This window comes from Pseudomonas sp. N40(2020) (genome assembly GCF_014472415.1).
Classification (GTDB): Bacteria; Pseudomonadota; Gammaproteobacteria; order Pseudomonadales; family Pseudomonadaceae; genus Aquipseudomonas.
This window is the reverse complement of record NZ_JACSZV010000022.1, coordinates 1-24,468: the sequence shown is the minus strand read 5'-3', so window position 1 is coordinate 24,468 and position 24,468 is coordinate 1. Positions and strand designations below refer to the sequence as shown.

Here is a 24,468-nt window from a genome sequence, read left to right as displayed (position 1 = left end):
CGGTTTATCTCCCCAAGAGAGTAAAAACATGAGCGATTCCCTGCAGCTGATCCTTGAAGACACCGACGGCACGCAACTGCAAACCTCGTGCACCCGCGTCGCGGTCATGTGGCAAGGCAAAGAGCTGTGGATCCAGCAGGACGGCCGTGGCCAACTGCTGATCGGCGTGGACGTCGAAGAAGGCGACGCCGAGTACGCCAACCTGCTGCTGCGCCCATTGGCGACTAATCTGGTAAGTCTGCAACTGGAAATGGAACCGGCTGACGTCGGCGACGACGAAGACCACGTGCACGGCCCGGATTGCAACCACGACCACTAAGGAAACCGCTCTATGCTCGCCCTCGGCAAACTGCTTGAACTGACCCTCGCCGGCCGCGAACCGGCGGAGAAGACTCAACTGACTGTCGAAGGCGTGCGGATGCGCTGGTTGAGCGAAGGTGCGCTGGAAGTCCGGCCACCGGAAGCACGCGACAATGGCCTGGATCTACTGCTATCGGCGGGGATCCATGGCAACGAAACAGCGCCGATCGAGTTGCTTGACCGGCTGCTGCACGACATCGCACGCGGCGATTTGAAACCGCGCGCACGCATTCTGTTCCTGTTCGGCAACCCGGAAGCGATTCGCAAGGGTGAGCGCTTCGTCGAGCAGGACGTCAATCGGCTGTTCAACGGCCGTCATGAACAAACCAGCGGTTCTGAGGCCATACGCGCCTGTGAGCTGGAACGACTGGCGGCGAGCTTCTTCAGCCTGCCGGATCGTCAGCGACTTCACTATGACCTGCATACGGCCATTCGCGGTTCGAAGATCGAGCAGTTCGCTTTGTACCCGTGGAAGGAAGGTCGCCAGCATTCCCGCCGCGAACTGGCACGCCTGCGCGCTGCGGGCATGGAGGCGGTGCTGTTGCAGAACAAACCGTCGATCGTGTTCAGCTCATACACCTACGACAAGCTCGATGCCGAGGCCTTCACGCTGGAACTGGGCAAGGCGCGACCGTTCGGGCAGAACGACGGGGTCAATGTGTCGCTGCTGGAAACCCGCCTGAAGCAGATCATCGAAGGCAACGAACCGGCCGCCGAGGAAGGCCTGGACGGTTTGCAACTGTTCAGTGTGGCGCGGGAAATCATCAAGCACAGCGATGCGTTCCGCCTGAACCTGCCGCAGGACATCGAAAACTTTTCCGAGCTGGAAGTGGGTTATGTGCTGGCCGAAGATCTGGCCAATACCCGCTGGATCATCGAGGAAGAGGGCGCGCGGATCATCTTCCCCAATCCCAAGGTCAAGAACGGCCTGCGGGCGGGCATCCTGATCATCCCGGCCACCGACGAAAACCTGGCCTGATGTGATGATCGTTCCCACGCAGAGCGTGGGAACGCCTCAATGGAGGGTCAGACCGCTACTGCGCGCGGCTCTGTGCGGCGCAGCGCGCGAACCTTCTGCAACGTATCCGCGCAAGTCTTCGCCGCTTCCTGGCCCTTGTGCACAAAGTGCTCAAAGAAGAACTTCTGATGTTCTTCACCGGCATGGAAGTGATGCGGGGTCAGGGACACCGAGAACACCGGTACTTCGGTTTCCAGTTGCACCTGCATCAGGCCGCTGACCACCGACTGGGCGACGAACTCGTGACGATAGATGCCGCCGTCCACTACCAGGGCTGCCGCGACGATGCCGGCATAACGACCGGTCTTGGCCAGTAGCTTGGCGTGCAGGGGCATTTCAAAGGCGCCGCCGACTTCGAAAAAGTCGATGTCCGATTCCTGATAACCCTGAACGAGCATTTCAGCGACGAAGCCTTTACGGCTCTGGTCGACGATTTCCTTGTGCCAGCAAGCCTGGATGAACGCGACGCGCTCGCCGTGAGGGTGTTTGGTTTTGCTATCGAAAGCGGTGGGTTGCATGTTCTGACTCCTGTTTGTGTGAAAAACAGGGCGTTATGAATCGAATGGGATTCAAGGGTGCGCACGCTTGCACGAATGCACGCGGACGGCCCTTTAGCGTCAATCCCGTTCTCTCTTCATCCGGACTATGACCGTCGGCCCCGGAATCACACCGGGTCTGCTGACCTTGCCGCCATCCACCGCCGAAGCCGTGGCCGCCGCCAAGCGCTCGCGGGCTATGCGCATTGCGCGCAATTACCGCCGGTGGGGAATTGCACCCCGCCCTGAGAACGTTTTGCCGCCCTTTTGTGGGCGGCGCAGCGTTTTTAACACAGATTGTGTGTCTGCGCATTGCGCCTTTGTGATGATTGCTATCGAGTTTTTTGAACGCTCTTTGGGTGTTTTCCTGCGCCAAGGGTTGATTAATCGGTGCGATGACCGCAGTAATTCACCTCCATAAAGGGATTTCCCCTGCTGACTTGAGGCCAGGTTCATGAGCGTTATCGATCTTCGCAGCGACACCGTCACTCAACCGACTCCCGCCATGCTCGACGCGATGACTGCGGCGGACACCGGTGATGACGTGTACGGCGAAGATCCGACGGTCAATCGTCTGGAGGCCGAATTGGCGAAACGGCTGGGTTTCGCCGCTGCGCTGTTTGTGCCGACCGGCACCATGAGCAACTTGCTCGGCTTGATGGCGCATTGTGAGCGCGGTGACGAATACATCGTTGGTCAACAGGCGCACACCTATAAGTACGAGGGCGGTGGCGCGGCGGTGCTCGGTTCGATCCAGCCACAGCCGCTGGAGGTGCAGGCCGATGGCTCGCTGGATCTGGATCAGGTCGCCGCCGCGATCAAACCCGATGACTTCCACTTCGCCCGGACGCGATTGCTGGCGCTGGAAAACACCATGCAAGGCAAAGTGCTGCCGCTGGAGTATCTGGCGCGGGCGCGCAAGTTCACGCAGGACAATGGCTTGCAACTGCACCTGGACGGCGCGCGGTTGTACAACGCAGCCGTCAAGCTGGGCGTTGATGCCCGGCAAATCACTCAGCACTTCGATTCGGTGTCGGTGTGCCTGTCCAAGGGCCTTGGCGCGCCGGTCGGCTCGGTGTTATGCGGATCGGTCGAGTTGATCGGCAAGGCGCGTCGCTTGCGCAAGATGGTCGGCGGCGGCATGCGTCAGGCCGGATTGCTGGCTGCGGCGGGGTTGTATGCGCTGGATCACAACGTCGAGCGCCTGGCCGATGACCACGCCAACGCGCACTTGCTCGCCGAAGGCCTGCGTGAAGCCGGTTTCACTGTCGAACCCGTGCAGACCAATATGGTTTACGTGCAAATGGGTGATAAAGCGGAAGCGCTCAAGGCGTTTGCGGCCGAGCGCGGGATCAAATTGAGCGCCGCCTCCCGTCTGCGCATGGTCACGCACATGGACGTCAATCGCTCGCAAATCGAGCAAGTGATCGCGACATTCGTCGAGTTTTCGCGCAAGTGACAGCGTTAGCCGTCCAATTGACCGTTTCTATCGTATAAACACGCTGTACCCCGCGCGCTGGGCCGATATAATGCGGCCCTTTGCCGTCGCTTCGTCTGTTGACGTTTCGCACAGGCCTTTGGCCGCAGCCTCCGTGGAAGAACCTAATGAAAAGCGCAGAAATCCGTGAAGCCTTCCTTCGCTTCTTCGAAGAGCAAGGCCACACCCGTGTAGCCTCCAGCTCTTTGATTCCGGGCAACGACCCAACCCTGCTGTTCACCAACGCGGGGATGAACCAGTTCAAGGACTGCTTCCTGGGCCAGGAAAAACGTGCGTACACCCGTGCGACCAGCAGCCAGAAATGCGTGCGCGCCGGTGGCAAGAACAGCGACCTGGAAAACGTCGGTTATACCGCTCGTCACCACACGTTCTTCGAAATGCTCGGTAACTTCAGCTTCGGTGACTATTTCAAGCACGACGCGATTACCTTCGCCTGGACCTTCCTGACCGGCGTTCTGAAACTGCCGAAGGAAAAACTCTGGGTCACCGTCTACGCCTCCGACGACGAAGCGTATGACATCTGGACCAAGCAAATCGGTGTGCCAGTCGAGCGCATGATCCGCATCGGCGACAACAAAGGCGCGCCTTACGCCTCCGACAACTTCTGGACCATGGGCGATACCGGCCCGTGCGGCCCGTGCACCGAGATTTTCTACGATCACGGCGACCACATCTGGGGCGGCCCACCGGGTTCGCCGGAAGAAGACGGCGACCGTTACATCGAGATCTGGAACAACGTGTTCATGCAGTTCAACCGCACCGCCGATGGCGTGTTGCACCCGTTGCCAGCGCCGTCGGTGGATACCGGCATGGGCCTGGAGCGGATCAGTGCGGTGATGCAGCACGTCAATTCCAACTATGACATCGACCTGTTCAAGAACCTGTTGAAAGCTTCGGCTGAAGCAATCGGTTGCGAGAATGGCGATCAGTCTTCGCTGAAGGTTGTTTCCGACCACATTCGTTCGTGCGGTTTCCTCATCGCCGATGGCGTGCTGCCGTCCAACGAAGGTCGTGGTTACGTGCTGCGCCGGATCATTCGTCGCGCCTGCCGTCACGGCAACAAGCTCGGCGCCACCGGCAGCTTTTTCTACAAGATCGTTGCGGCGCTGGTCGCCGAGATGGGCGAAGCGTTCCCGGAGCTGAAGAAGCAGCAGAGCAACATCGAGCGCGTACTTAAAGCCGAAGAAGAGCAGTTCTCCAAGACCCTGGAGCACGGTCTGAAGATTCTCGAGCAGGATCTGGCCGAACTCAAAGGCACTGTGGTGCCGGGCGACGTCGTGTTCAAACTCTACGACACCTACGGTTTCCCGATGGACCTGACCGCGGACATCGCCCGCGAGCGCAGCCTGACCGTCGACGAAGCCGGTTTCGAGCGTGAGATGGAAGCCCAGCGTGTTCGTGCACGTTCGGCCAGCTCGTTCGGTCTGGACTACAACACGCTGGTCAAGGTTGATGTGGCCACCGAGTTCACTGGCTACAAAGACACCAGCGGTTCGGCAAAAATTGTCGCTATTTATAAAGATGGCCAGTCGGTTGACGTCTTGAATGAAGGCGAAGAGGCGGTGATCGTTCTGAACCAGACGCCGTTCTACGCTGAATCCGGCGGCCAGATTGGCGACTGCGGTTTCCTGCAGGCGGGCAACGCGCGTTTCGACGTACGTGACACCACCAAAACCGGTGGCGCATTCCTGCACCACGGTGTGCTGGATTCGGGCAGCCTGACCATCGGTGCTCCAGTGGAAACCCACGTGGATGCCGAGGTGCGTCACGCGACTTCGCTGAACCACTCGGCCACTCACTTGCTGCATGCCGCATTGCGTCAGGTACTGGGCGAGCACGTTCAGCAGAAAGGTTCGTTGGTCGACAGTCAGCGTCTGCGTTTCGACTTCAGCCACTTTGAAGCGATCAAGCCTGAACAAATCAAAGCGCTGGAAGACATCGTCAACGCCGAGATTCGCAAGAACTCTGCCGTTGAAACCGAAGAAACCGACATCGAAACCGCCAAGAACAAAGGCGCCATGGCGCTGTTCGGCGAGAAGTACGGCGACAACGTGCGCGTGCTGAGCATGGGCGGCGATTTCTCCGTCGAGCTGTGCGGCGGTATCCACGCCAACCGTACTGGCGACATCGGCCTGCTGAAAATCATCAGCGAAGGCGGTGTGGCATCGGGCGTGCGTCGTATCGAGGCAGTCACCGGTGCCGCGGCACTGGCCTACTTGAACGCGGCAGAAGAACAACTCAAGGAAGCGGCCAGCCTGGTCAAGGGTAGCCGCGACAACCTGATCGACAAGCTGTCGGCAGTGCTCGAGCGCAACCGTGCGCTGGAAAAGCAACTCGAGCAGTTGCAGGCCAAGGCTGCAAGCGCCGCGGGCGACGATCTGTCGAGCTCGGCGCTGGACGTCAAAGGCGTGAAGGTTCTGGCCGCTCGTCTGGATGGTCAGGACGCCAAGGCGCTGCTGGCGCTGGTCGATCAACTGAAAAACAAACTCGGTCGCGCAGTGATCCTGCTCGGCAGTGTCCATGAGGAAAAGGTCGTTCTGGTTGCAGGCGTAACCAAAGACCTGACTGGCCAACTCAAAGCCGGTGATTTGATGAAACAGGCTGCTGCGGCAGTGGGCGGGAAGGGCGGTGGTCGTCCGGACATGGCGCAGGGCGGCGGTGTCGACGCCGGCGCGCTGGATGGCGCATTGGCGCTGACCGTTCCATTCGTCGAGCAAGCTTTATAAGGCGGCGCGCCGGGCCCGCAGTCTAGTGGCGGGCCCGACGGCTGTTTGAGTGATTATTTGGGCGCCCTTCATGGGCAGAGGCGGCTTTGAAATGGCTTTGATCGTACAGAAATTTGGAGGCACCTCGGTCGGCACTGTCGAGAGAATCGAGCAGGTCGCCGACAAGGTTAAGAAATTCCGCGATGCCGGCGATGACCTGGTGGTCGTGCTGTCTGCAATGAGCGGTGAAACCAACCGTCTGATCGATCTGGCCAAGCAAATCAGTGGCGACACTCAACCGGTTCCGCGTGAACTGGACGTGATCGTTTCCACCGGTGAGCAGGTGACGATTGCCCTGTTGGCCATGGCGCTGATCAAGCGCGGTGTGCCGGCGGTGTCGTACACCGGTAATCAGGTGCGGATCCTGACGGACAGTGCGCACAATAAAGCGCGTATCTTGCAGATTGATGACCAGAAGATCCGTGGTGATCTGAAGGCCGGTCGCGTTGTGGTAGTCGCCGGTTTCCAGGGCGTCGATGAGCACGGCAACATCACTACGCTGGGTCGTGGCGGTTCCGACACTACCGGTGTGGCACTCGCTGCTGCGCTGAAAGCTGACGAATGCCAGATCTACACTGACGTCGATGGTGTCTATACCAGCGACCCGCGTGTGGTGCCGGTCGCTCAGCGTCTGGACAAGATTACCTTCGAAGAGATGCTGGAAATGGCCAGCCTCGGCTCCAAGGTGTTGCAGATCCGTGCGGTGGAATTCGCCGGCAAGTACAACGTTCCGCTGCGCGTACTGCACAGCTTCAAGGAGGGTCCGGGCACCCTCATTACTATTGATGAAGAGGAAACCATGGAACAGCCGATCATTTCCGGCATCGCTTTCAACCGCGATGAAGCCAAGCTGACCATCCGTGGCGTGCCAGACACCCCGGGTGTGGCGTTCAAGATTCTCGGCCCGATCAGTGCCGCGAACATCGAAGTCGACATGATCGTGCAGAACGTTGCGCACGATAACACCACCGACTTCACCTTCACCGTGCACCGCAACGACTACCAGGCCGCACAGACCGTGCTGGAAAACACTGCTCGCGAGATCGGTGCCCGTGAAGTGGTTGGCGACACCAAGATTGCCAAGGTCTCGATCGTCGGCGTCGGCATGCGTTCCCACGCAGGCGTGGCCAGCCGCATGTTCGAATCCCTGGCCAAGGAAAGCATCAACATCCAGATGATCTCGACCTCGGAAATCAAGGTTTCCGTGGTGATCGAAGAGAAGTACCTGGAACTGGCCGTGCGCGCTCTGCACACGGCTTTCGAGCTGGATGCTCCGGCCCGTCAGGGCGAGTAATTCGGTTTCTTGAAGGGCGCGGTCTGACCGCGCCCTTTATTTTTGAATGGCGCGAGCCCTGAACTGTTCTTTTGCTCGCGCTGGTCAATACTCAGGCATGTAGGGCTACGATCGCTCCAGTTGTAGGTCGGGTGCCTTTTTTTTGCAGACTGTTGTCCCTGAAATGAAATGCGTGAGGAGAAAGGTATGCTGATTCTGACTCGTCGGTGCGCAGAAAGCCTGATTATCGGTGATGGCGAAATCACCGTGACCGTGCTCGGCGTTAAAGGAAATCAAGTGCGTATCGGCGTCAATGCCCCGAAAGAGGTTGCCGTGCACCGTGAGGAAATTTACCTGCGTATAAAGAAAGAGAAGGACGAAGAACCAAGCCATTAATTTTTATCGTTTTTTATGTTTGCAAACGGGGAAAAGGTTGGTTAAGATACGCCCCGTGTTGCGGAGAGCTGGCCGAGTGGCCGAAGGCGCTCCCCTGCTAAGGGAGTACACCTCAAAAGGGTGTCGGGGGTTCGAATCCCCCGTTCTCCGCCATTATTTGCTTAGTACGTCGTAATCTGGCTTTTTCGGTAAGTTCTTGAATTTACTAGAAAAAGTGGTTGGAATAGAGATTAGACGGGCTATAATGCGGCGCAACAAATGCACTCGTAGCTCAGCTGGATAGAGTACTCGGCTACGAACCGAGCGGTCACAGGTTCGAATCCTGTCGAGTGCACCATTTAAGAGTTACTTATAGCAATATAAGTGGCTTTGCTTTAGCCAGTTGTGATCTGGTTTAAAAACACAAATGCACTCGTAGCTCAGCTGGATAGAGTACTCGGCTACGAACCGAGCGGTCACAGGTTCGAATCCTGTCGAGTGCACCATTTAAGAGTTAGTTGCAGCAATGCAGGTAGCTTTGCTTCAGCCAGTTGTGATCTGGTCTAAAAACACAAATGCACTCGTAGCTCAGCTGGATAGAGTACTCGGCTACGAACCGAGCGGTCACAGGTTCGAATCCTGTCGAGTGCACCATATACCAAGAAGCCCGCGTTTAACGCGGGCTTTTTGCTGTCCGGGTTTTGGCTTTTCCTTTCACGCATCCCTTCTCGTCGAAATCGACTTGGGCACTACGGCCGCGCTTGAGGTTGTATCTATAGTTCGTCGTCGAAGTCCGGATATTCACCTTGTCCGGCTTGCCAAGCGCGCTTTCAACATCCTGCTGGCTCATGCCGGCGATCACGCGTTGATTGAGGATTGCCTCGCGGCGTTGTCTGGCGTCGATCAGGTTGCCGCATTTGTCTTCTACGCCGCCCACAAGGCCTGGTTCTGCGCTTCTGGTTTTCATACCGGATATTTCTTCGTGGTTGTGTTCCGGCATGATCGCCACAACCGATCCGGGCAAATAGGGGTGTACTTCCTGCACTGAAAGTTGCTCGCCGAGTGCACAGCTCATACTGGTAAACGTTATGCCGCCATCGGGCGCTTCGCAACGATGAAGGCTGGTCGCAGCCCCGGTGGGCGGCAGGCAAAGCAGGCTGGTGAGTAAAAAACGAGTGGTTTTTGATGGCATTCGACGTCCTCCATGACGATCTATGCTCAAGGGTAGTCGCTGCATTTTTCATTGCCGGTGTGTTTTCTTTTCAGGATGAGTCGTCGCATCTGCATGGATCAGGACAGCGCTCAGGTTTGTTTCGCAAGCGCTTGTTTCGGCCGCGATTTTTTAACGTTTAAAACCGTCAGGCGGTGTATCATTGCGCCCGTCAGCCCCGCCGGGGCTTATGGAATACCTCCATGGACTTACCCAGTAGTTACTCAGTACCCCGTTTCACCAATCATGAATTGACTGATTGATCCTTCCGGCGTGCCCCGCTGCTGGGAGTGGAGTTCGCCTATGTCTGAAATCGAAGTAAAGAAAACACAGGAAAGCCTGCAGGATCGCCTGGCTCAAGTCGTTGAGCTGCTGCAGCGTCAACGGGTCGTTGAAGACCTGACTCATCGCCAGGAAGGCGCGCATCACGACCGGGTGGAAAACCTGGTTCACCGGCAAAATCTGGTCGAGCTGCAACGCAAGCTCGATGATCTGCACTCCGCCGATGTCGCCTACATTCTTGAAGCCTTGCCGCTGGACGACCGTCTGACGCTCTGGCAACTGGTCAAGGCCGATCGCGACGGCGACATTCTTCTCGAAGTATCCGATTCCGTCCGTGAAACGCTGATCGCCGACATGGACGATCACGAGCTCCTGGCTGCCGCCAAGGACATGGATGCCGACGAACTCGCTGACCTGGCCTCCGAGCTGCCGCGAGACGTCGTCCACGAGCTGATGGAGAGTTTGGATAACCAGCAGCGCGAGCGCGTGCGTTCGGCCCTGTCCTATGACGAGGAACAGGTCGGTGCGCTGATGGACTTCGAGATGGTGACGATCCGTGAGGATGTCAGCCTCGAGGTGGTTCTGCGTTACCTGCGCCGTCTCAAAGAGCTTCCTGGTCACACCGACAAACTGTTCGTGGTCGATTACGACGGCGTGCTCAAGGGTGTACTGCCGATCAAGCGTCTGCTGGTCAACGATCCGGATAAGCAGGTGGCTGATGTCATGGCCAGTGATCCGGTGAGTTTCCATCCCGACGAAGACGCCTACGACGCCGCTCAGGCGTTCGAGCGTTACGACTTGATCTCCGCTCCGGTGGTCGACAAGAACGGCAAGCTGATCGGTCGTCTGACCATCGATGAAATGGTTGACCTGATCCGTGAGGAGAGTGAAAGCGAAGTCCTCAACATGGCCGGTTTGCGTGAAGAGGAAGACATCTTCGCTTCCGTGTGGAAATCGCTTCGCAACCGTTGGGCGTGGCTGGCGATCAACTTGATCACAGCGTTCATCGCTTCCCGCGTGATCGGCCTTTTTGAAGGCTCGATCGAGAAGCTGGTAGCGCTCGCGGCTTTGATGCCGATCGTGGCCGGTATTGGCGGTAACTCCGGTAACCAGACGATCACCATGATTGTGCGCGCCATGGCGCTCGATCAGGTCAGTACTGGCAACACTTCGCGCCTGATGCGCAAAGAGTTGGCAGTGGGGCTGATTAACGGTCTGGTCTGGGGCGGGGTGATCGGTGTGGTCGCTTACCTGCTCTACGGCAGTTGGTCACTGGGCGTAGTGATGACGGCGGCGATGACGCTTAACTTGTTGCTGGCGGCGCTGATGGGGGTGTTGATCCCGATGACCCTGGCGAAGATGGGCCGCGACCCGGCAATGGGTGCCAGCGTGATGATCACCGCAATGACGGACAGCGGTGGTTTCTTCATCTTCCTTGGTTTGGCGACCATCTTCCTGCTCTGATCGGCTGTAAACAAACAGCCCGCCAATCGGCGGGCTTTTTTGTGTTCGCGAAAACTCAAATTCCAGGCAAAAAAAAGCCAGCAATCATGCTGGCTTGAGATGCTCGGTATGACTCAGGACGCGTCTGCGGCCATTTCGGCGTCATGGGCGATCAAGGACACCAATGCGTTCTGCTGACGGTGAGACAGCTGACGGAAGCGTTGCAGCAGCTCGCGTTCGTGCAACGACAGCTCGGGGCTGTCCAGGCGCATGCTCAGCTCTTCGCCCAATGCACCTTCCTGAATAAGACTCTGCTCAAGGCGCGCAATGATCTCGGAGTTCATGCTGCGATGATGATTGCGAGCCACCTCGGCAATGCGTTCACGCATTCCGTCTGGCAGACGTACGACGAACTTGTCAGCCGTACGGCTGGAATAAATTGCCTGTTTCAATGGGCGCATATATTTAACCGGTTAGTTCAGGGGAGCGGTTCTCGGGATTGGCCGCAGGATGTGTGGTAGGACAAGCATCCGCGCCAAATGGTTCAACCTGAATTGTTAAGAGGCCCGCATCATGCCTCAAAATTGCCAGATCATTGGCGTCAATTCTGTGACAAATATTGAGCCGGGTAAAGGCGTAATGCCAGCACCAATTATCAGAAATGCGGACTGGTTTGAAAACTTTGCCTTCGCCCGCATCATTGTCCGCTTTCTGGTACACATCAATTGATGTCCGAAGACGTCAGAACGTGCATCCTATGCGGCGTTCAATCAGTGATCCTTATCTGTACAGGATAGTGGCAATTTGCCGATTTACTAGCGTTGAAGCAGGCCGGAGGGCGTTTTCAAGATGGATGGCAGGCTTATTTATCTGATGGGGCCGTCCGGGTCAGGCAAGGACAGCCTGATTGACGCTGCGCGCGAGCCATTGCGCGAATTGAACTGTTCAGTGATGCGCCGGGTAATCACGCGCTCGGCCGAATCGGTAGGCGAGGACGCGATTGGTGTAACGCCAGAAGAATTCGAAAAGCGTCAACGCAGCGGTGATTTTTCCCTGGCATGGCAGGCCAATGGACTTGCCTATGGCATCCCGATGGAAATGGACGAATGGTTGAAAACCGGAAGGCATGTATTGGTGAATGGCTCTCGCGCCAACCTGCGCCAAGCGCTTGAGCGGTACCCGACACTGCTGCCGGTTTTGTTGACGGTGAAGGATGAAGTATTGCGTGAGCGCCTACTCAGACGCGGCCGAGAAACGATTGACCAGATCGACGCCAGGCTTGCCCGCAACGGGTTGTTCAAGGACAGGAGATCAAGTGATGCTCCTGTTCACCTGATCGACAACTCGGGCGCGTTGACTGACGCCGTCAATCAATTGCTGGATTGGGTAAAAATCAACGCAATACCGGATCAAACTTGATCCTGCGCCCGGCAACCATTGCCAGCACGAACAACACCGCAAACACGCCGCAGCCAACCAGGGGCAGGGTGACTTCGGTTTCCTCGAACAGCGAAAAATGCACGACGCCACTCAATAAGGCGAGGATCAGAAATCCTGCTGCTGATTTGGACATGCTGTACTCCTGAAGATATTTCAAAAAACCAGACGTTCGGTAGCAAGTGCTGGCAAAGCCTGATGATGTTCGCTGACCGCTTGCGGTGCGAAGCTCTGATCGCTCAACACCGCCAACTGCGGTGCCCTCTGCACCTGCAAGTAGTGCGGCATGCGCTGGGCGACCGGCTCAGCACCCTCGGGGATAAAGTGGAAGCCCACCAAAACGGCCAATGCGATTGCGTTTGCAAGCAAGAGAGTGCTGTTCATGGGACGGTGCTCCGGTTGTTCTTCTATGGAACAGACAAAGCAGCCGTCGTGCCAACAGTCTAACCGCTGTTAAGTCCTTTAAAAACAAGCATTTGGAAGGGATTTTCGGAAGGTTCGGGTTGCAATCTGCAATGATGGCGTTTTGCAGGAGTGCAAAATGCACGGTAAATTTTCCCGCAGCATTGCAAGGTGCCTGCCTACACTTAAAAAGCCCCACGGACGACATGACAAATCAGGGCTTGGCCGTTAACATGCACGCCGTCCGTCGCGCAGCGTTCAGCCCGTGACAACCCCCGTGTCTCAGTAGCTCAATTGGATAGAGCATCCCCCTCCTAAGGGGAAGGTTGGCAGTTCGAACCTGCCCTGGGACACCACTGATTCAGGATGTGTCCAGCATCCGCAAAAAAGCCCCGCGCAGTCTCAACTGCCGTGGCTTTTTCATGCGCGACCGTCGAGCACTATTGCGCCGCACCACCTTCGGGCTTGCCGATTGAAGTGCTTATTTCGGTAAGGCGCCGACGGCCATTGACCTTGTATTCGCGCTCTTGCGCTTCCTCGCCGGGTTTACGCAAAGTCAGTTGCGCAAACAGGCCATCCTTTGCACTGTAGGCGCCAAACCAGTCGTTCATTCTGGCAATAAAGCACTCGCTGCCGATGATCACCGGGAAGTCCGCTACCTGTTCGATGGCGTAATAGCCTGCGCCGTAGCCGTAATATTCCTCGCTGTCGTTGGCGGACGGAGGAATCGGGCACATGGGCTTTCGCTCTTGCCCGCTGTCGGACGAATCGTCCTCGATGGTGGCCAGGCCATGGGCAAGTGCGCGGTGCAGGTCCGGCTTCAGCTTATAAGTGGTTTTGTGCTCATCATCAGGCTGAGTGCGAGGGATGCTGAGTTGATAGCGATAACGAAGCGTCAACTTTGGCACCAACTGGTTCGCCTGCCACGGACTGAGCAGGTAGACATTATCGATACCGTACCCACTGTCGCGATAGGCGGCGTAGACCTTGCCGTTAATGCTGATCCAGTTCACGGACTGGTTTGAGCCGCGCTCATTTATGGAGTAGAGGGAACCGCCGATGGATTCGCCGTCAGATGCTTGGGTTCTGCGGGTGAACCGGTCACCATCGCGGTGAAAAATTTCCACGAACGTGTACAGGCCGGTGCCGCCGGTGTAGGTCTGAACGATCAGATCACGTCGCCCGTTATTGTCCAGATCCAGCAATGTGAACGAAGTTGGGCCCTGTGCGGTTTCAGCCTCGAAGTCCGTGGCATTCAAAGCCGTCCACTCGCTGCGGGAAACGCCTTTGGGGAGGGTCTTCGGGAAGTGTGTTTTATTAGCGAATTGATCGGCGTCGGGCTCTGCGGAAAACGAAGTTTCGGCGCTTTTCAGCGTCAGTGAGGTGAGCGTCCGTTCCAGGGCAAACTCCGGATCATTTTGACTGGCTATCTGAATACGTTTTTGCAGATCATCCAGCACCTCTTTATCGACGCCGGTCGGCTGATGGGCGACGGCTTCTGCCCATTGCGCCTGCAAACTTTTCAGCTGTTCGCGATAACGCTGATCCAGGCAAGAAATATCCTCAGCGCACTCATTACGCGTTTTCAACCAAAGCCGTTGCGTGCCCTTCAGCTGCGGTCGAGTCTCTACGGAAGCCTTCATCAACTGCCGATAAACCTCTCCCATCTGCGTATCCAGTTCATACAAACCGGTATTCGCACAAATAGTCTTTTCCACGAAATTCGAAGCTTTTGTGCAGTCCATTCCGGCCGCCGCTACGTGCTGGATAAACAGCAGCGCACAGGCGGACACGATGTAGCGTCCTTTGATGTACACGAGGTCAGCCTTGTATTGAGATGTGGGCAGGCGCGCAGGGTAATCGCAGTGAGAGGAATCTTGAAGCGCCCGCTTCAGAGAACGCCACTTGTGGCCGATAACCCAAACGGTGAGTTCAGACTCGCGCGAAATCGCTTGATGGCATTTGGCCGGCGGCTATCATCTGCGCGCCTGAATTTTGCCTCGGTTCATCTACTTCAATTGCCTGGAAATCCTCGATGCTGTCGTATCACCAAAAGAGTTTTCTGATCGTCGATGATTTCTCGGATTTCCGCAGTTCCGTGCGCTCGATGTTGCGCGAGCTGGGGGTCAAGGACGTGGACACCGCCGACACCGGCGAGCAGGCGCTGAAGATGTGTGCGCAGAAGTCCTACAATTTCATCCTGCAGGATTTCCATCTCGGCGATGGCAAGAAGAACGGCCAGCAGGTCCTTGAAGACCTGATGTCGGAAAAGCTCATCAGCCACGAAGCCGTGTTTGTCATGGTGACGGCCGAAACCAGTCAGGCAATGGTGCTCAGTGCTCTGGAGCACGAGCCGGATGCGTACCTGACCAAGCCGTTCAACCGTTCCGGCCTGGCCCAGCGGCTGGAGCGTCTGGAGCAGCGCAAGACGTTGCTCAAACCGATTCTGCAAGCCCTCGACCGTGGCAAGCCGGCCGAGGTGCTTAACGCCTGCATCGCTCTGTGCAAGCAGGACATCCGTTATTCGCCGCTGTGCCTGCGCTACCGCGCCGATGCCTTGCGCGACATGAACCAGAACGAAGCACTGGAACGTCTCTACGACAGCATCATCGCTGACCGACCGTTGCCGTGGGCGTTTGCCGGGTTGGGCAAACTGCTGTTCAAGCGTGGGCAAGTGGCGCAGGCCAAAGGTGTCTACGAAAAAGCCTTGAAGGTGTTCCCGATGATGCCGGCGCTGTATGACGGCATGGCCGATGTGCTGGTTTCCGAGGGCGACACCAAAGGCGCGCAGCGGGTGCTGGAAGAGGCGATTCGCCTGTCGCCGCTGGCCGTGCGCCGGCAGGCCTTGCTCGGCAAGCTGGCGATGGCTAACGAAGATTTTGATACCGCCTCGCGGGCTTATCGCCAAGCTGTGTCGCAGGGCGCGCAGTCGCGCTTCAAAGACCCGGAAAGCAATCTCGGCCTGGCCCATGCGCTGATCAGCAAGGGCAGTGAGCGGGGTCTCGATACGCGCACGCGTCTGGAGATCAACACCACCCTAAGCGCCGTGGCCAAAGAGAACCCGACCGACCCCGGTTTGCAGATTCGTGCGCGTCTGATGAAAGCCACCAGCCTGCTGCTCAACGATGCTGAAACCGCCGACAAGCTTACCGAGCAAGCCATGATGCGTCTCGACGGCATGGAGCAGTTCATGAGTCCGGAAGCAGCGCTGCTCGTCGCCAAGCAGTTGCAGATGCTCGGTCAGGCCGAGGCGGGCACGTCGATGCTCAAGAGCTGTGCGGAAATCTACGGCGATGATCCGGCGGTGATGAAAGACATCGCCAAGCTCACTGATGACCCGACGATTCTCAGTTCCAGCAATGCCGCCGCCGACCTCAACCGTCAAGGCGTGCGCGTGTACAAGACCGGCAACCTGGTGGAGGCCCGCGATGTGTTCCGCAAGGCGCTGAAGATGCAACCGAAGAACATCAGTATCGCGCTGAACATGGCTCAGTCGCTGCTGCACGGCACCGACACCAGTGTGCCGTCGGCGGAGCTGGAAGAATGTCGGGCCTGCCTGAAACTGGTTGGCCTGATGCCCGATACCGACGCGCGTTACTCGCGTTATCAGAAGCTGAAAAGCAAGGCGTTTGGCGAATGAACCACTCTGATCCGGCTTTGGATTTTTCCACGGTGATCGCCTCCACCGTTCATGACATGAAAAACTCGCTGGCCATGCTGATGCAAGCCCACAGCCAATGGCTGGCGCGCTTGCCCCAAGAGCTGCGCTCCGGCACGGAGCAGGGCGTGATCGACTTCGAGTTCGCCCACCTCAACGGCATGCTGGTGCAGTTGCTCGGGCTGTATAAGCTCGGCGTCAACCAGATGCCGCTGCAACCGGCCTATCACGAACTGGATGATTTCATCGAAGCACAACTGGCGGCGCATCAAGAGGTGTTCGCCAGTCGCGCAATTGTCGCGACGTATGAAGTCGATCCGCTGATACCGCTGGGGTTCTTCGACCGTGAACTGATCGCGTCGGTGCTGGGCAACTGCATCAACAACGCCATTCGTTATGCCCGCGAATCGCTGCTGATCACCGTCAGTGACGAAGCCGGGCAACTGGTGGTGAGCATCAACGATGACGGCGACGGGTATCCGGCCAAGATGCTCGAACGTCAGGCCGACTACGTGCAGGGTATCAACCACAGCAGCGGCAGCACCGGGCTCGGCTTGTATTTCGCGGCTCGTATTGCAGCGCTGCATCAGCGTAATGGTGTTGAAGGGCGCACGGAAATCCGTAACGGCGGACCGTTGGGCGGTGGGGTATTCAGTCTCTACCTGCCGTGATGCAGGCTTTTTGCATGACGCTGCTTGAAATTCCGAACAGCCGGAGCCTATTTTGTTCGGGTCGCCGTTCGCGGCTCGCACAACAACAAGGATTGCGTCATGACAACCGATGGCCAGCGTTCACTCGCGCAGCGATTGACGGGCATTGATGAGATTGAATGTGTTACGCCGGATTTGAATGGCGTACCGCGCGGCAAGGTGATGACCGCCGAAGGTTTCCTCGAAGGGCGACGCTTGCAGTTGGCGCGGGGAGTGCTGCTGCAATGCATCATGGGTGGATATCCTGCGGCGCGGTTTTACGGCAGTGATGATGGCGACCTCGCATTGGTCGCCGACCCTGGGCAGATTCATCCTTTGCCATGGAGCGACGAGCCACGCGCCCTGGCGATTTGCGATGCCGACGAACTGACCGGCGAAAGCTCCAACCTGTCGACCCGTGGCCAGTTGAAGAAAGTCATCGCCCGTTACGCGGCGCGAGGCCTGGCGCCTGTGGTGGCGACCGAGCTGGAATTCTTTGTTTTCGCCCCGAACACCGATCCGACTCAGCCGTTCCGCCCGCCAGTTGGCCTCGACGGCCGCCGCGAGGATGGCTTGTCAGCCTTCAGCGTCAGCTCCAACAACGGTCTGCGGCCGTTTTTCAGCGAAGTTTATAAATGCATGGCGGCCCTCGGGTTGCCGCGCGATACCTTCATGCACGAGATGGGCGTCAGCCAGTTCGAGATCAACCTGTTGCACGGTGATCCACTGTTGCTGGCCGATCAGACGTTCCTGTTCAAGCATCTGCTCAAGGAAGTCGCGCTCAAACATGGCTTGACCGTGGTGTGCATGGCCAAACCGCTGGCGCACACGCCGGGCAGTTCGATGCACATTCACCAGAGCATCGTCGAGATTGCTACCGGCAAGAATGTTTTCAGTGACGAGAAAGGTGAGCCGACCGCAATGTTCCGCCATTTCATTGGTGGGCAGCAGGCGGGCATGGCCGACTTCACTGCGCTGTTTGCACCGAATGTGAACTCTTATCAGCGTCTGTGTCACCCGTACGCTTCGCCGAATAACGCTTGCTGGTCGCACGATAACCGCGCTGCAGGGTTGCGGATTCCGGCCAGTTCGCCGGTTGCCCGTCGGGTCGAAAACCGTTTGCCGGGCGCTGACGCCAACCCGTATCTGGCGATCGCCGCCAGTCTGGCCGCGGGTTTGCATGGGATCGAGCATGAGCTTGAACCGAGCGAAGCGATTCAGGGCGAGTTCGCGGTGCCGGATAAACTTTCGTTGCCGTGTACCTTGCATGCCGCGCTCGAACGTCTGAAACGTAGCCAATTGGCCAGGGAACTGTTCGGACAGGAGTTCATCGAAGGCTACATCGCTTCGAAGACCATGGAGTTGACCAGCTTCTTTGATGAAATAACTCCCTGGGAACGGCGTGTTCTAGCAGCCCAGGCCTGACGAACCGTCGCCATAGGGCTATCGTTTTGGTAGCCCGATATTCACTGCAAGGAGCCGCTCGGAACGCCGATGCGCCAAATCTGGAAATCCTTTCGAGCGCTGTATTTCGCCTCGCTGATGATGTTGATCGGCTCGGGCCTTTTGTCTACTTATCTGGCTTTGCGCCTGGCCGCTGACAATGTCGATGGGCTGTGGGTCGGTGCGCTGATGGCGGCCAACTATTTCGGTCTGGTACTGGGCGGCAAGATCGGTCACCGGTTGATCGCCCGGGTCGGGCATATCCGCGCTTATTCGGCGTGTGCCGGGATCGTCGGCGCGGCGGTGCTGGGCCACGGTCTGGTGGACTGGTTGCCGGCGTGGCTGGTGCTGCGGACGATTGTCGGTCTGGGCATGATGTGCCAGTACATGGTGATCGAGAGCTGGCTCAATGAGCAGGCCGACGCCAATCAGCGCGGCCTGGTGTTCAGCGGCTACATGATCGCTTCGTACCTGGGGCTGGTGCTGGGTCAGTTGATTCTGGTCATGCACCCGGGCCTGGGCCTGGAACTGCTGATGCTGGTCGCCCTGTGCTTTGCGCTGTGTCTGGTGCCGGTCACGCTGACCCGGCGGATTCACCCGGCGCCGCTGCATCCGGCACCGATGGAGCCGCGTTTCTTCATCAAGCGTGTGCCGCAGTCGTTGAGCACGGTGCTCGGTGCTGGTCTGATCATCGGCTCTTTCTATGGTCTGGCGCCGCTTTATGCCTCGCAGCAGGGACTGTCGACCGAGCAGGTCGGTCTGTTCATGGGTAGCTGTATTTTTGCCGGATTGCTGGTGCAGTGGCCGCTGGGCTGGTTGTCCGATCGTTATGATCGGGCGCTTTTGATCCGCTGCTTTGCCGGGTTTCTCGCGGTGGCGGCCTTGCCGCTGGCGATCCTGCCGCAGGTGCCGCTGGAGGTGCTGTTTGTGGTCGGCTTCCTCTGTTCGCTGGTGCAGTTCTGTCTGTATCCGCTGGCGGTGGCGTTTTCCAACGACCACGTAGAGGGTGATCGCCGGGTGTCGCTGACGGCCATGTTGCTGGTGACTTACGGAGTTGGCGCCAGTATCGGCCCGCTGGCCGCTGGTGTGTTGATGAAATTCTTCGGCAGCCAGAGCCTGTACGCGTTCTTCAGCTTCTTTGCGCTGGTGCTGGTATGGCGGATACGGCCTAAAGCCGTCACCAATCTGCATCAGGTCGACGACGCGCCGCTGCATCACGTGGCGATGCCGGACAGCATGTCCAGCTCGCCGCTGGTGGCGGCCCTTGACCCGCGTGTTGATGAGCAGGTGGTGCAGGAGCAGATGCAGAATACGGTCACGCCGGAACCAGAACCTGAGATAGAACCGGAGTCTGAGCCGGCAGCAAGCCCGGATGACGACAGCGACAAACCCACCCCGGATATCAGTGGCGCCAGGCCTTGAAGCATCGCCGGAAGTAAAAAAGGGCAGTCCCGCCAAGGACTGCCCTTTTCATTTGCATGTTCGAATCACATGTCGTCTTTATCGAAACGCCGTGCTTCACGCTGCAACTGATAAACGAAGCGTTCAACGTTACGTGCCGCCTGACCACTGATGTTGTGGAAGCGCAGACCGGCAAACGTGATGTTGAGTTTTTCTTCGAAGTGCAGATAACGCAGTTCTACGGATACCGGCTGATTGCCGAACAGCGGCGGGGCGATCATGCGGTCGTAGACCTGGCCCAGTTGCAGGCGCTCGGTGATGTCACCTTCAAAGCGCAGTTTGCAACCGGTGGCGGAAATATCCAGCAGCTTGCCGTTGATTGGCGCCTTGAGCTTTTCACCGCCCAGTTCGACGCCGACCAGGTCGGTCAGCTTCAATGCGGCGCGGAAGGCGTTGCGGCGTTGGTGGTAAACCACCTCGGTCGGCAGCTCGCCAGTGTAAAAGCGGTCGCCGTCGGACTCTTCGATGTTCAGCGTGCCGGTGCATTCCCAGGCAATGCGCACACCTTCATGAAAACCTTCGATCTTGAACGGTTCGCCGGCGAGCAGGAAGCGCTCGCCATCGCGCGGGATCATTTCGTCCAGAGCCATTGATGCGGTGTCGCGGTCGACTTTGATCAGGTAGGTCTGGAAACGCTGGCTGCGTTCATGGAACGTGATGATCAGCGGGTCGTGGCTCTCTTGCAGCTGGCGCAGGTTGCTGGAGATTTCCAGTGGCGTGGTGAGCACCTTTGGGGGCTGCGGAGCATCATCCGCGCTTAGCGTGTTGGACACGGTTTATCACTCTCCAGACAAAATATGACGACTGGCCAGTATTTTGCCAGTATGTTTCGCGAGTTGATAGGGCTGGTGCATCAACGGCTCATGCCTGGCTGAATGTACGCGGCTTGGCGGGTTTGGCAAAAGTGCCGCTGGCGTCATACAGCGCTGGCGGTTCGCCCCCGTTGAGAATTTTCAGCTGATTGGCCGTGGCGGCCTGCTGTACCTGGATCGACTGGCCATTGTTGACGTTGGCCGCCTGGCATTGGGCGATGAGGTCGGTCAACAAGTCGCTCTTGCTGAGCAACTGCTCGCCGATGCTCGACTCGCTGGCGAGTTGCTCAAGACCCTGCCGATTGGTCGGCAGGTTGAGGCTGGCGAGGATTTCGCTGCGTTTGCTGCCATGCTGTTCAAGCAGAATGATCAATGCCTGTTTGCGCGCCAGAATTTCTTCCAGCAGTGGCATGTCGCGACCGTGCAAGGCGAGGGATTCGGTTTGCAGTAACTCCAGCAATTGTTGAGCTGGAGCAAAGTCGTCGATGATCAGTTGCAGTAAATTAGTGTCGTGCATGGCTGGCCTTGGGTTTTAAGCGTCCAAAAGCCTGGCGCTGGCTTGAGCCTAGCGCTGGGCTTCGAAGTTGAGCAGTTTGCTGGCTACACGGTTGCTGTCGACTTTATAGCTGCCATCGGCAATCGCGGCTTTCAACTCGGCCACACGGGCTTTGTCGACAGCAGGTTGATCGCGCAGCTTGTCAGTGACCTTCTGCAACTGTTGAGCCTCATTGCTGAGGTGTACCGATTCCCCGCTCTTTGCGGTACTGGCCGATTCGGCCTGGGTATTCAGCGGCGCGGAGGTGCCGGTTTCGGCGGTTTCCTTGGCGTTGCTGGTACGTGTACTGCCCGTAAGTGACGAGGAGCTGTTCAAACGGCTGAAATCGATGACCATGATAAAAACCTCTGGGAATTTGGACGCTTGCCATGTTTTCGGCCATCCCCTGGAAAACTTTAGGCCCATTTATCAATGAGCTTGCATGCGCCGGCGCGTGTCCTGCTGCGGCACAGTTTAGGGAAGCGACGGGGTCCGCGCCAGTTTTCTCATCAGCGTTTTACATGGCCACTTCCACCTGGCCCGGCGCGGTGACCTGCGCCTTGATGACTCGTTGGGAGTTAAGGTTTTTCACCCGGATCTGTTCTTTCAGGCCGCCATTGGCCAGGGCTTCACCGGGCATGCGCACGGCGAGCGTGCCGCTGCGGGCGGTGATGACCACTTGATCACCCTTGCGCACGACTTCGGCCTGTTCCAGATGTACCAGGGTAATGACCTGATCAGCGACCGTTGGTCGGGTTAATTTTTGCCCGATCGCTTCGTCCACCGACGTCAAGAATCCTTGATTGATCACGCTGACGTCGCGCTCGCGCAAGGTCACGTCCTGAGGTTCGATTATCCCGGCGCGTTTGAGCGGTCGAGTGGTGGTCACGATCTCGCGAAACAGGCGGACTTGAGCGGGCACGAACACCGTCCAGGGCGAGGCGCCTTCACAGCGAACCTTCACGGTTACCCGGCCCAGCGGACGTGCCGGACTCTCCAGAGACGCTGTCAATTCCTTGTCGCACATAGGCATGCGCATACGGGGGTCGAGCTGGTTGACTTCGATTTCGTAGCGGCCTTCCGTTTGACTGGTTGCCAGATAGTCTTCTACGGTGAACTCAAGAAAGCCCTGAGTGACGCCGATAAGCATGTCAGGCAAGGTAACCGCATCAGCAATGGCAGGGCTGCCGGCGAAGAAGAAGCAAACGGCGGACACCGCGCAAAGCCCTCTGCGAAGGGGAGATGTCAGGCGTCGGAAAAATGTCGTTTGAGCGTTCATACGAGTTAAAAAGCAAGCGCCGTGCCGTTTAGCAATGAATGTGCGTCGCAACAACACTTGGCGTTGGTGTAGGAGTCTGGGCATGGCTGGTGTAATGGATTCGGTGAACCAGCGCACGCAACTGGTAGGGCAGAATCGCCTGGAGCTGTTGTTGTTCCGTCTCGACGGCCAGCAGCTCTATGGAATCAACGTGTTCAAGGTGCGGGAAGTGCTGCAATGCCCGTCGCTGACGTTGATGCCCAAGTCCAGTCCTGTCGTGTGCGGGGTGGCGAATATCCGGGGGGCAACCATTCCGATCCTTGATCTGGCAATGGCGACCGGTTCCGGGGCGTTGAAAGACAAGAAAAATCCGTTCGTGATCATCACGGAGTACAACACCAAGACCCAGGGATTCCTGGTCCGCTCGGTGGAGCGCATTGTCAACATGAACTGGGAAGAGATCCATCCACCGCCCAAGGGCACGGGTCGCGATCATTACCTGACCGCTGTGACTCGGGTGGACAATCAGTTAGTCGAAATCATCGACGTCGAGAAGGTACTGGCGGAAGTTGCGCCAACGCCGGAAGCGATCTCGGTGGGTGTGGTTGATGTCGAGACCCAGACCAAGGCGTTGTCGCTGCGGGTGCTGACAGTCGATGACTCGTCGGTGGCGCGCAAACAGGTCACGCGTTGCCTGCAGACGATCGGCGTCGAAGTGGTGGCGTTGAACGACGGCAAGCAGGCGCTGGATTACCTGCGCAAGCTGGTCGACGAGGGCAAGAAGCCGGAAGAAGAGTTCCTGATGATGATCTCCGACATCGAGATGCCGGAGATGGACGGGTACACCCTGACGGCGGAAATCCGCGGCGACGCGCGCATGCAAAAGCTTCATATCATCCTGCATACTTCGTTGTCCGGGGTATTCAATCAGGCGATGGTCAAGAAAGTCGGTGCCGATGACTTTTTGGCCAAATTCCGTCCTGATGACCTGGCATCCCGGGTAGTCGACCGGATCAAAGCAGCAGATATCAGCTAGGGGCCTTTTGTCCCTGGCGGTCAACACGATTTAAGAGGCGGCATCATTGTCTACGGGTAATTTGGATTTCGAACAGTTCCGGGTCTTCCTGGAAAAAGCCTGTGGCATTTTGCTCGGTGAAAACAAGCAGTACCTGGTCTCGAGCCGTCTCAACAAACTGATGGAGCAGCAAGGCATCAAGTCGCTGGGTGAGCTGGTCCAGCGCATCCAGACCCAGCCGCGCAGCGGTTTGCGCGAGCAGGTGGTCGATGCCATGACGACCAACGAAACCCTGTGGTTTCGTGACACCTATCCGTTTGAAGTCTTGAAGAACAAGGTGCTGCCCGAGGCCATCAAGGCCAGCCCCAACCAGCGTCTGCGGATCTGGTCGGCGGCCTGCTCGTCGGGTCAGGAACCGTACTCGCTGTCGATGTCGATCGACGAGTTCGAGCGGACCAACCTCGGCCAGTTGAAGATGGGCGTGCAGATTGTTGCCACGGACTTGTCCGGCCTCATGCTGAACAACTGCAAGACCGGCGAGTACGACAGCCTGGCGATCGGGCGCGGTTTGTCCCCCGATCGTTTGCAGCGTTACTTCGACCCGAAAGGGCCGGGGCGCTGGGTGATCAAGGCGCCGATCAAGAACCGGGTGGAGTTTCGCTCGTTCAACTTGCTCGACAGCTATGCCGCGCTGGGCAAGTTCGACATCGTGTTCTGCCGCAACGTGTTGATCTACTTCTCCGCCGAGGTGAAGAAAGACATCCTGTTGCGTATTCACAGCACGTTGAAGCCGGGCGGTTATCTGTTCCTTGGCGCTTCCGAAGCGCTGAACGGTTTGCCAGACCATTACCAGATGGTCCAGTGCAGCCCGGGGATCATTTACCAGGCGAAATGATTGCATCGGCAACACAAAAAAACGGGAGGCCCTCAAAGCCTCCCGTTTTTTATGCCTGATGATTCTGCTTCATGTAGGAGCTGCCGAAGGCTGCGATCTTTTG

The 24,468-nt window shown here is 57.8% G+C and carries 24 protein-coding genes, 5 tRNA genes and 1 riboswitch; of the genes, 19 read left to right on the top strand and 10 right to left on the bottom strand.

The annotated features are described in order from the left end of the window. Nucleotides 1–28 precede the first annotated feature (28 nt). Both IAI51_RS15625 and astE read left to right on the top strand, forming a co-directional pair. Nucleotides 29–319: a hypothetical protein gene (locus IAI51_RS15625; RefSeq protein WP_016983958.1), complete on the top strand. Its 291-nt coding sequence runs from the start codon at nt 29–31 to the stop codon at nt 317–319. A 12-nt stretch (nt 320–331) separates the two neighbouring features. Next, nucleotides 332–1,339, top strand: a complete 1,008-nt coding sequence (gene astE / locus IAI51_RS15620; RefSeq protein WP_187679279.1) for a succinylglutamate desuccinylase — start codon at nt 332–334, stop codon at nt 1,337–1,339. Between the two features lie 47 nt (nt 1,340–1,386). Here the strand turns inward: astE and IAI51_RS15615 are convergent, their stop codons facing one another. Beyond that, the gene (locus IAI51_RS15615; RefSeq protein ID WP_187679278.1) at nt 1,387–1,896 is read right to left on the bottom strand and encodes a 6,7-dimethyl-8-ribityllumazine synthase; all 510 of its coding nucleotides are present in this window, start codon (nt 1,894–1,896) and stop codon (nt 1,387–1,389) included. 103 nt (nt 1,897–1,999) lie between these two features. Further along, nucleotides 2,000–2,171: riboswitch (FMN riboswitch) on the bottom strand. A gap of 197 nt (nt 2,172–2,368) precedes the next feature. Between IAI51_RS15615 and ltaE the strand changes: the two genes are divergently transcribed. The 8 genes from ltaE (at nt 2,369) to IAI51_RS15575 (ending at nt 8,479) form a co-directional block, all read left to right on the top strand. Continuing rightward, a complete protein-coding gene (gene ltaE / locus IAI51_RS15610; protein WP_187679277.1) occupies nt 2,369–3,373 on the top strand; it encodes a low-specificity L-threonine aldolase in 1,005 nt (334 codons plus the stop codon). A 146-nt stretch (nt 3,374–3,519) separates the two neighbouring features. Next, a complete protein-coding gene (alaS, locus tag IAI51_RS15605; protein WP_187679276.1) occupies nt 3,520–6,138 on the top strand; it encodes an alanine--tRNA ligase in 2,619 nt (872 codons plus the stop codon). 91 nt (nt 6,139–6,229) lie between these two features. After that, nucleotides 6,230–7,471 (top strand): aspartate kinase, encoded by a 1,242-nt coding sequence (locus IAI51_RS15600; protein ID WP_187679275.1) that lies wholly within the window; start codon nt 6,230–6,232, stop codon nt 7,469–7,471. Nucleotides 7,472–7,657: 186 nt separating this feature from the next. Continuing rightward, nucleotides 7,658–7,846 carry a carbon storage regulator CsrA gene (gene csrA, locus IAI51_RS15595; protein ID WP_002554426.1) on the top strand — a complete coding sequence of 63 codons (189 nt, stop codon included), beginning with the start codon at nt 7,658–7,660 and terminating at the stop codon, nt 7,844–7,846. A 62-nt stretch (nt 7,847–7,908) separates the two neighbouring features. After that, nucleotides 7,909–7,999, top strand: a tRNA-Ser gene (locus IAI51_RS15590). Between the two features lie 107 nt (nt 8,000–8,106). Then, nucleotides 8,107–8,183: transfer RNA gene (locus IAI51_RS15585), tRNA-Arg, on the top strand. A 71-nt stretch (nt 8,184–8,254) separates the two neighbouring features. Beyond that, nucleotides 8,255–8,331, top strand: a tRNA-Arg gene (locus tag IAI51_RS15580). A 71-nt stretch (nt 8,332–8,402) separates the two neighbouring features. After that, nucleotides 8,403–8,479 (top strand) — tRNA-Arg (locus IAI51_RS15575). A gap of 19 nt (nt 8,480–8,498) precedes the next feature. Here IAI51_RS15575 and IAI51_RS15570 read toward each other — a convergent pair. Beyond that, entirely contained in the window at nt 8,499–9,017 is a 519-nt protein-coding gene (locus tag IAI51_RS15570; RefSeq protein WP_187679274.1) for a cell envelope protein SmpA, read from the bottom strand. A gap of 321 nt (nt 9,018–9,338) precedes the next feature. Here IAI51_RS15570 and mgtE point away from each other — a divergent pair, with 321 nt between their 5' ends. Next, nucleotides 9,339–10,781 carry a magnesium transporter gene (mgtE, locus tag IAI51_RS15565; RefSeq protein WP_187679273.1) on the top strand — a complete coding sequence of 481 codons (1,443 nt, stop codon included), beginning with the start codon at nt 9,339–9,341 and terminating at the stop codon, nt 10,779–10,781. 113 nt (nt 10,782–10,894) lie between these two features. Here the strand turns inward: mgtE and IAI51_RS15560 are convergent, their stop codons facing one another. Continuing rightward, complete coding sequence (locus IAI51_RS15560) at nt 10,895–11,221, bottom strand: Arc family DNA-binding protein (RefSeq protein ID WP_003178899.1); 327 nt, start codon at nt 11,219–11,221, stop codon at nt 10,895–10,897. A gap of 388 nt (nt 11,222–11,609) precedes the next feature. On the opposite strand from IAI51_RS15560, the gene phnN reads away from it, so the two are divergent. Continuing rightward, the gene (gene phnN / locus IAI51_RS15555) at nt 11,610–12,179 is read left to right on the top strand and encodes a phosphonate metabolism protein/1,5-bisphosphokinase (PRPP-forming) PhnN (RefSeq protein ID WP_187679272.1); all 570 of its coding nucleotides are present in this window, start codon (nt 11,610–11,612) and stop codon (nt 12,177–12,179) included. On the opposite strand, the gene IAI51_RS15550 is transcribed toward phnN, so the two are convergent. Together IAI51_RS15550 and IAI51_RS15545 are read right to left on the bottom strand one after the other, a co-directional pair. Beyond that, nucleotides 12,154–12,333, bottom strand: coding sequence for a PA3371 family protein (locus tag IAI51_RS15550; protein ID WP_187679271.1), 180 nt, complete (start codon nt 12,331–12,333; stop codon nt 12,154–12,156). The two genes, phnN and IAI51_RS15550, sit on opposite strands and share 26 nt — an antisense overlap. Before the next feature lie 20 nt (nt 12,334–12,353). After that, nucleotides 12,354–12,581 (bottom strand): hypothetical protein, encoded by a 228-nt coding sequence (locus tag IAI51_RS15545; protein WP_187679270.1) that lies wholly within the window; start codon nt 12,579–12,581, stop codon nt 12,354–12,356. Nucleotides 12,582–12,878: 297 nt separating this feature from the next. On the opposite strand from IAI51_RS15545, the gene IAI51_RS15540 reads away from it, so the two are divergent. Then, nucleotides 12,879–12,955 (top strand) — tRNA-Arg (locus tag IAI51_RS15540). Nucleotides 12,956–13,039: 84 nt separating this feature from the next. On the opposite strand, the gene IAI51_RS15535 is transcribed toward IAI51_RS15540, so the two are convergent. Then, complete coding sequence (locus IAI51_RS15535) at nt 13,040–14,416, bottom strand: lysozyme inhibitor LprI family protein (protein WP_187679269.1); 1,377 nt, start codon at nt 14,414–14,416, stop codon at nt 13,040–13,042. Between the two features lie 218 nt (nt 14,417–14,634). Here IAI51_RS15535 and IAI51_RS15530 point away from each other — a divergent pair, with 218 nt between their 5' ends. The 4 genes from IAI51_RS15530 (at nt 14,635) to IAI51_RS15515 (ending at nt 19,811) form a co-directional block, all read left to right on the top strand. Continuing rightward, entirely contained in the window at nt 14,635–16,239 is a 1,605-nt protein-coding gene (locus IAI51_RS15530; protein WP_187679268.1) for a tetratricopeptide repeat-containing response regulator, read from the top strand. Continuing rightward, nucleotides 16,236–16,928: a sensor histidine kinase gene (locus tag IAI51_RS15525; RefSeq protein ID WP_187679267.1), complete on the top strand. Its 693-nt coding sequence runs from the start codon at nt 16,236–16,238 to the stop codon at nt 16,926–16,928. Before IAI51_RS15530 ends, IAI51_RS15525 begins: the two co-directional genes overlap by 4 nt. Before the next feature lie 201 nt (nt 16,929–17,129). Next, nucleotides 17,130–18,371 carry a glutamine synthetase family protein gene (locus IAI51_RS15520; protein WP_187679341.1) on the top strand — a complete coding sequence of 414 codons (1,242 nt, stop codon included), beginning with the start codon at nt 17,130–17,132 and terminating at the stop codon, nt 18,369–18,371. Between the two features lie 69 nt (nt 18,372–18,440). Beyond that, nucleotides 18,441–19,811 (top strand): MFS transporter, encoded by a 1,371-nt coding sequence (locus tag IAI51_RS15515; RefSeq protein WP_187679266.1) that lies wholly within the window; start codon nt 18,441–18,443, stop codon nt 19,809–19,811. Nucleotides 19,812–19,876: 65 nt separating this feature from the next. Here IAI51_RS15515 and IAI51_RS15510 read toward each other — a convergent pair whose 3' ends face one another. From IAI51_RS15510 to flgA, 4 genes are all read right to left on the bottom strand, one after another. Then, entirely contained in the window at nt 19,877–20,623 is a 747-nt protein-coding gene (locus tag IAI51_RS15510; RefSeq protein WP_187679265.1) for a flagellar brake protein, read from the bottom strand. 88 nt (nt 20,624–20,711) lie between these two features. Next, nucleotides 20,712–21,179: a flagella synthesis protein FlgN gene (locus IAI51_RS15505; protein WP_187679264.1), complete on the bottom strand. Its 468-nt coding sequence runs from the start codon at nt 21,177–21,179 to the stop codon at nt 20,712–20,714. A 48-nt stretch (nt 21,180–21,227) separates the two neighbouring features. Further along, entirely contained in the window at nt 21,228–21,554 is a 327-nt protein-coding gene (gene flgM / locus IAI51_RS15500) for a flagellar biosynthesis anti-sigma factor FlgM (protein ID WP_187679263.1), read from the bottom strand. A gap of 160 nt (nt 21,555–21,714) precedes the next feature. Next, nucleotides 21,715–22,476, bottom strand: coding sequence for a flagellar basal body P-ring formation chaperone FlgA (flgA, locus tag IAI51_RS15495; protein ID WP_187679262.1), 762 nt, complete (start codon nt 22,474–22,476; stop codon nt 21,715–21,717). 82 nt (nt 22,477–22,558) lie between these two features. On the opposite strand from flgA, the gene IAI51_RS15490 reads away from it, so the two are divergent. Continuing rightward, entirely contained in the window at nt 22,559–23,491 is a 933-nt protein-coding gene (locus IAI51_RS15490) for a chemotaxis protein CheV (protein ID WP_103304087.1), read from the top strand. A 46-nt stretch (nt 23,492–23,537) separates the two neighbouring features. Next, a complete protein-coding gene (cheR, locus tag IAI51_RS15485) occupies nt 23,538–24,365 on the top strand; it encodes a protein-glutamate O-methyltransferase CheR (RefSeq protein ID WP_187679261.1) in 828 nt (275 codons plus the stop codon). Nucleotides 24,366–24,468 lie beyond the last annotated feature (103 nt).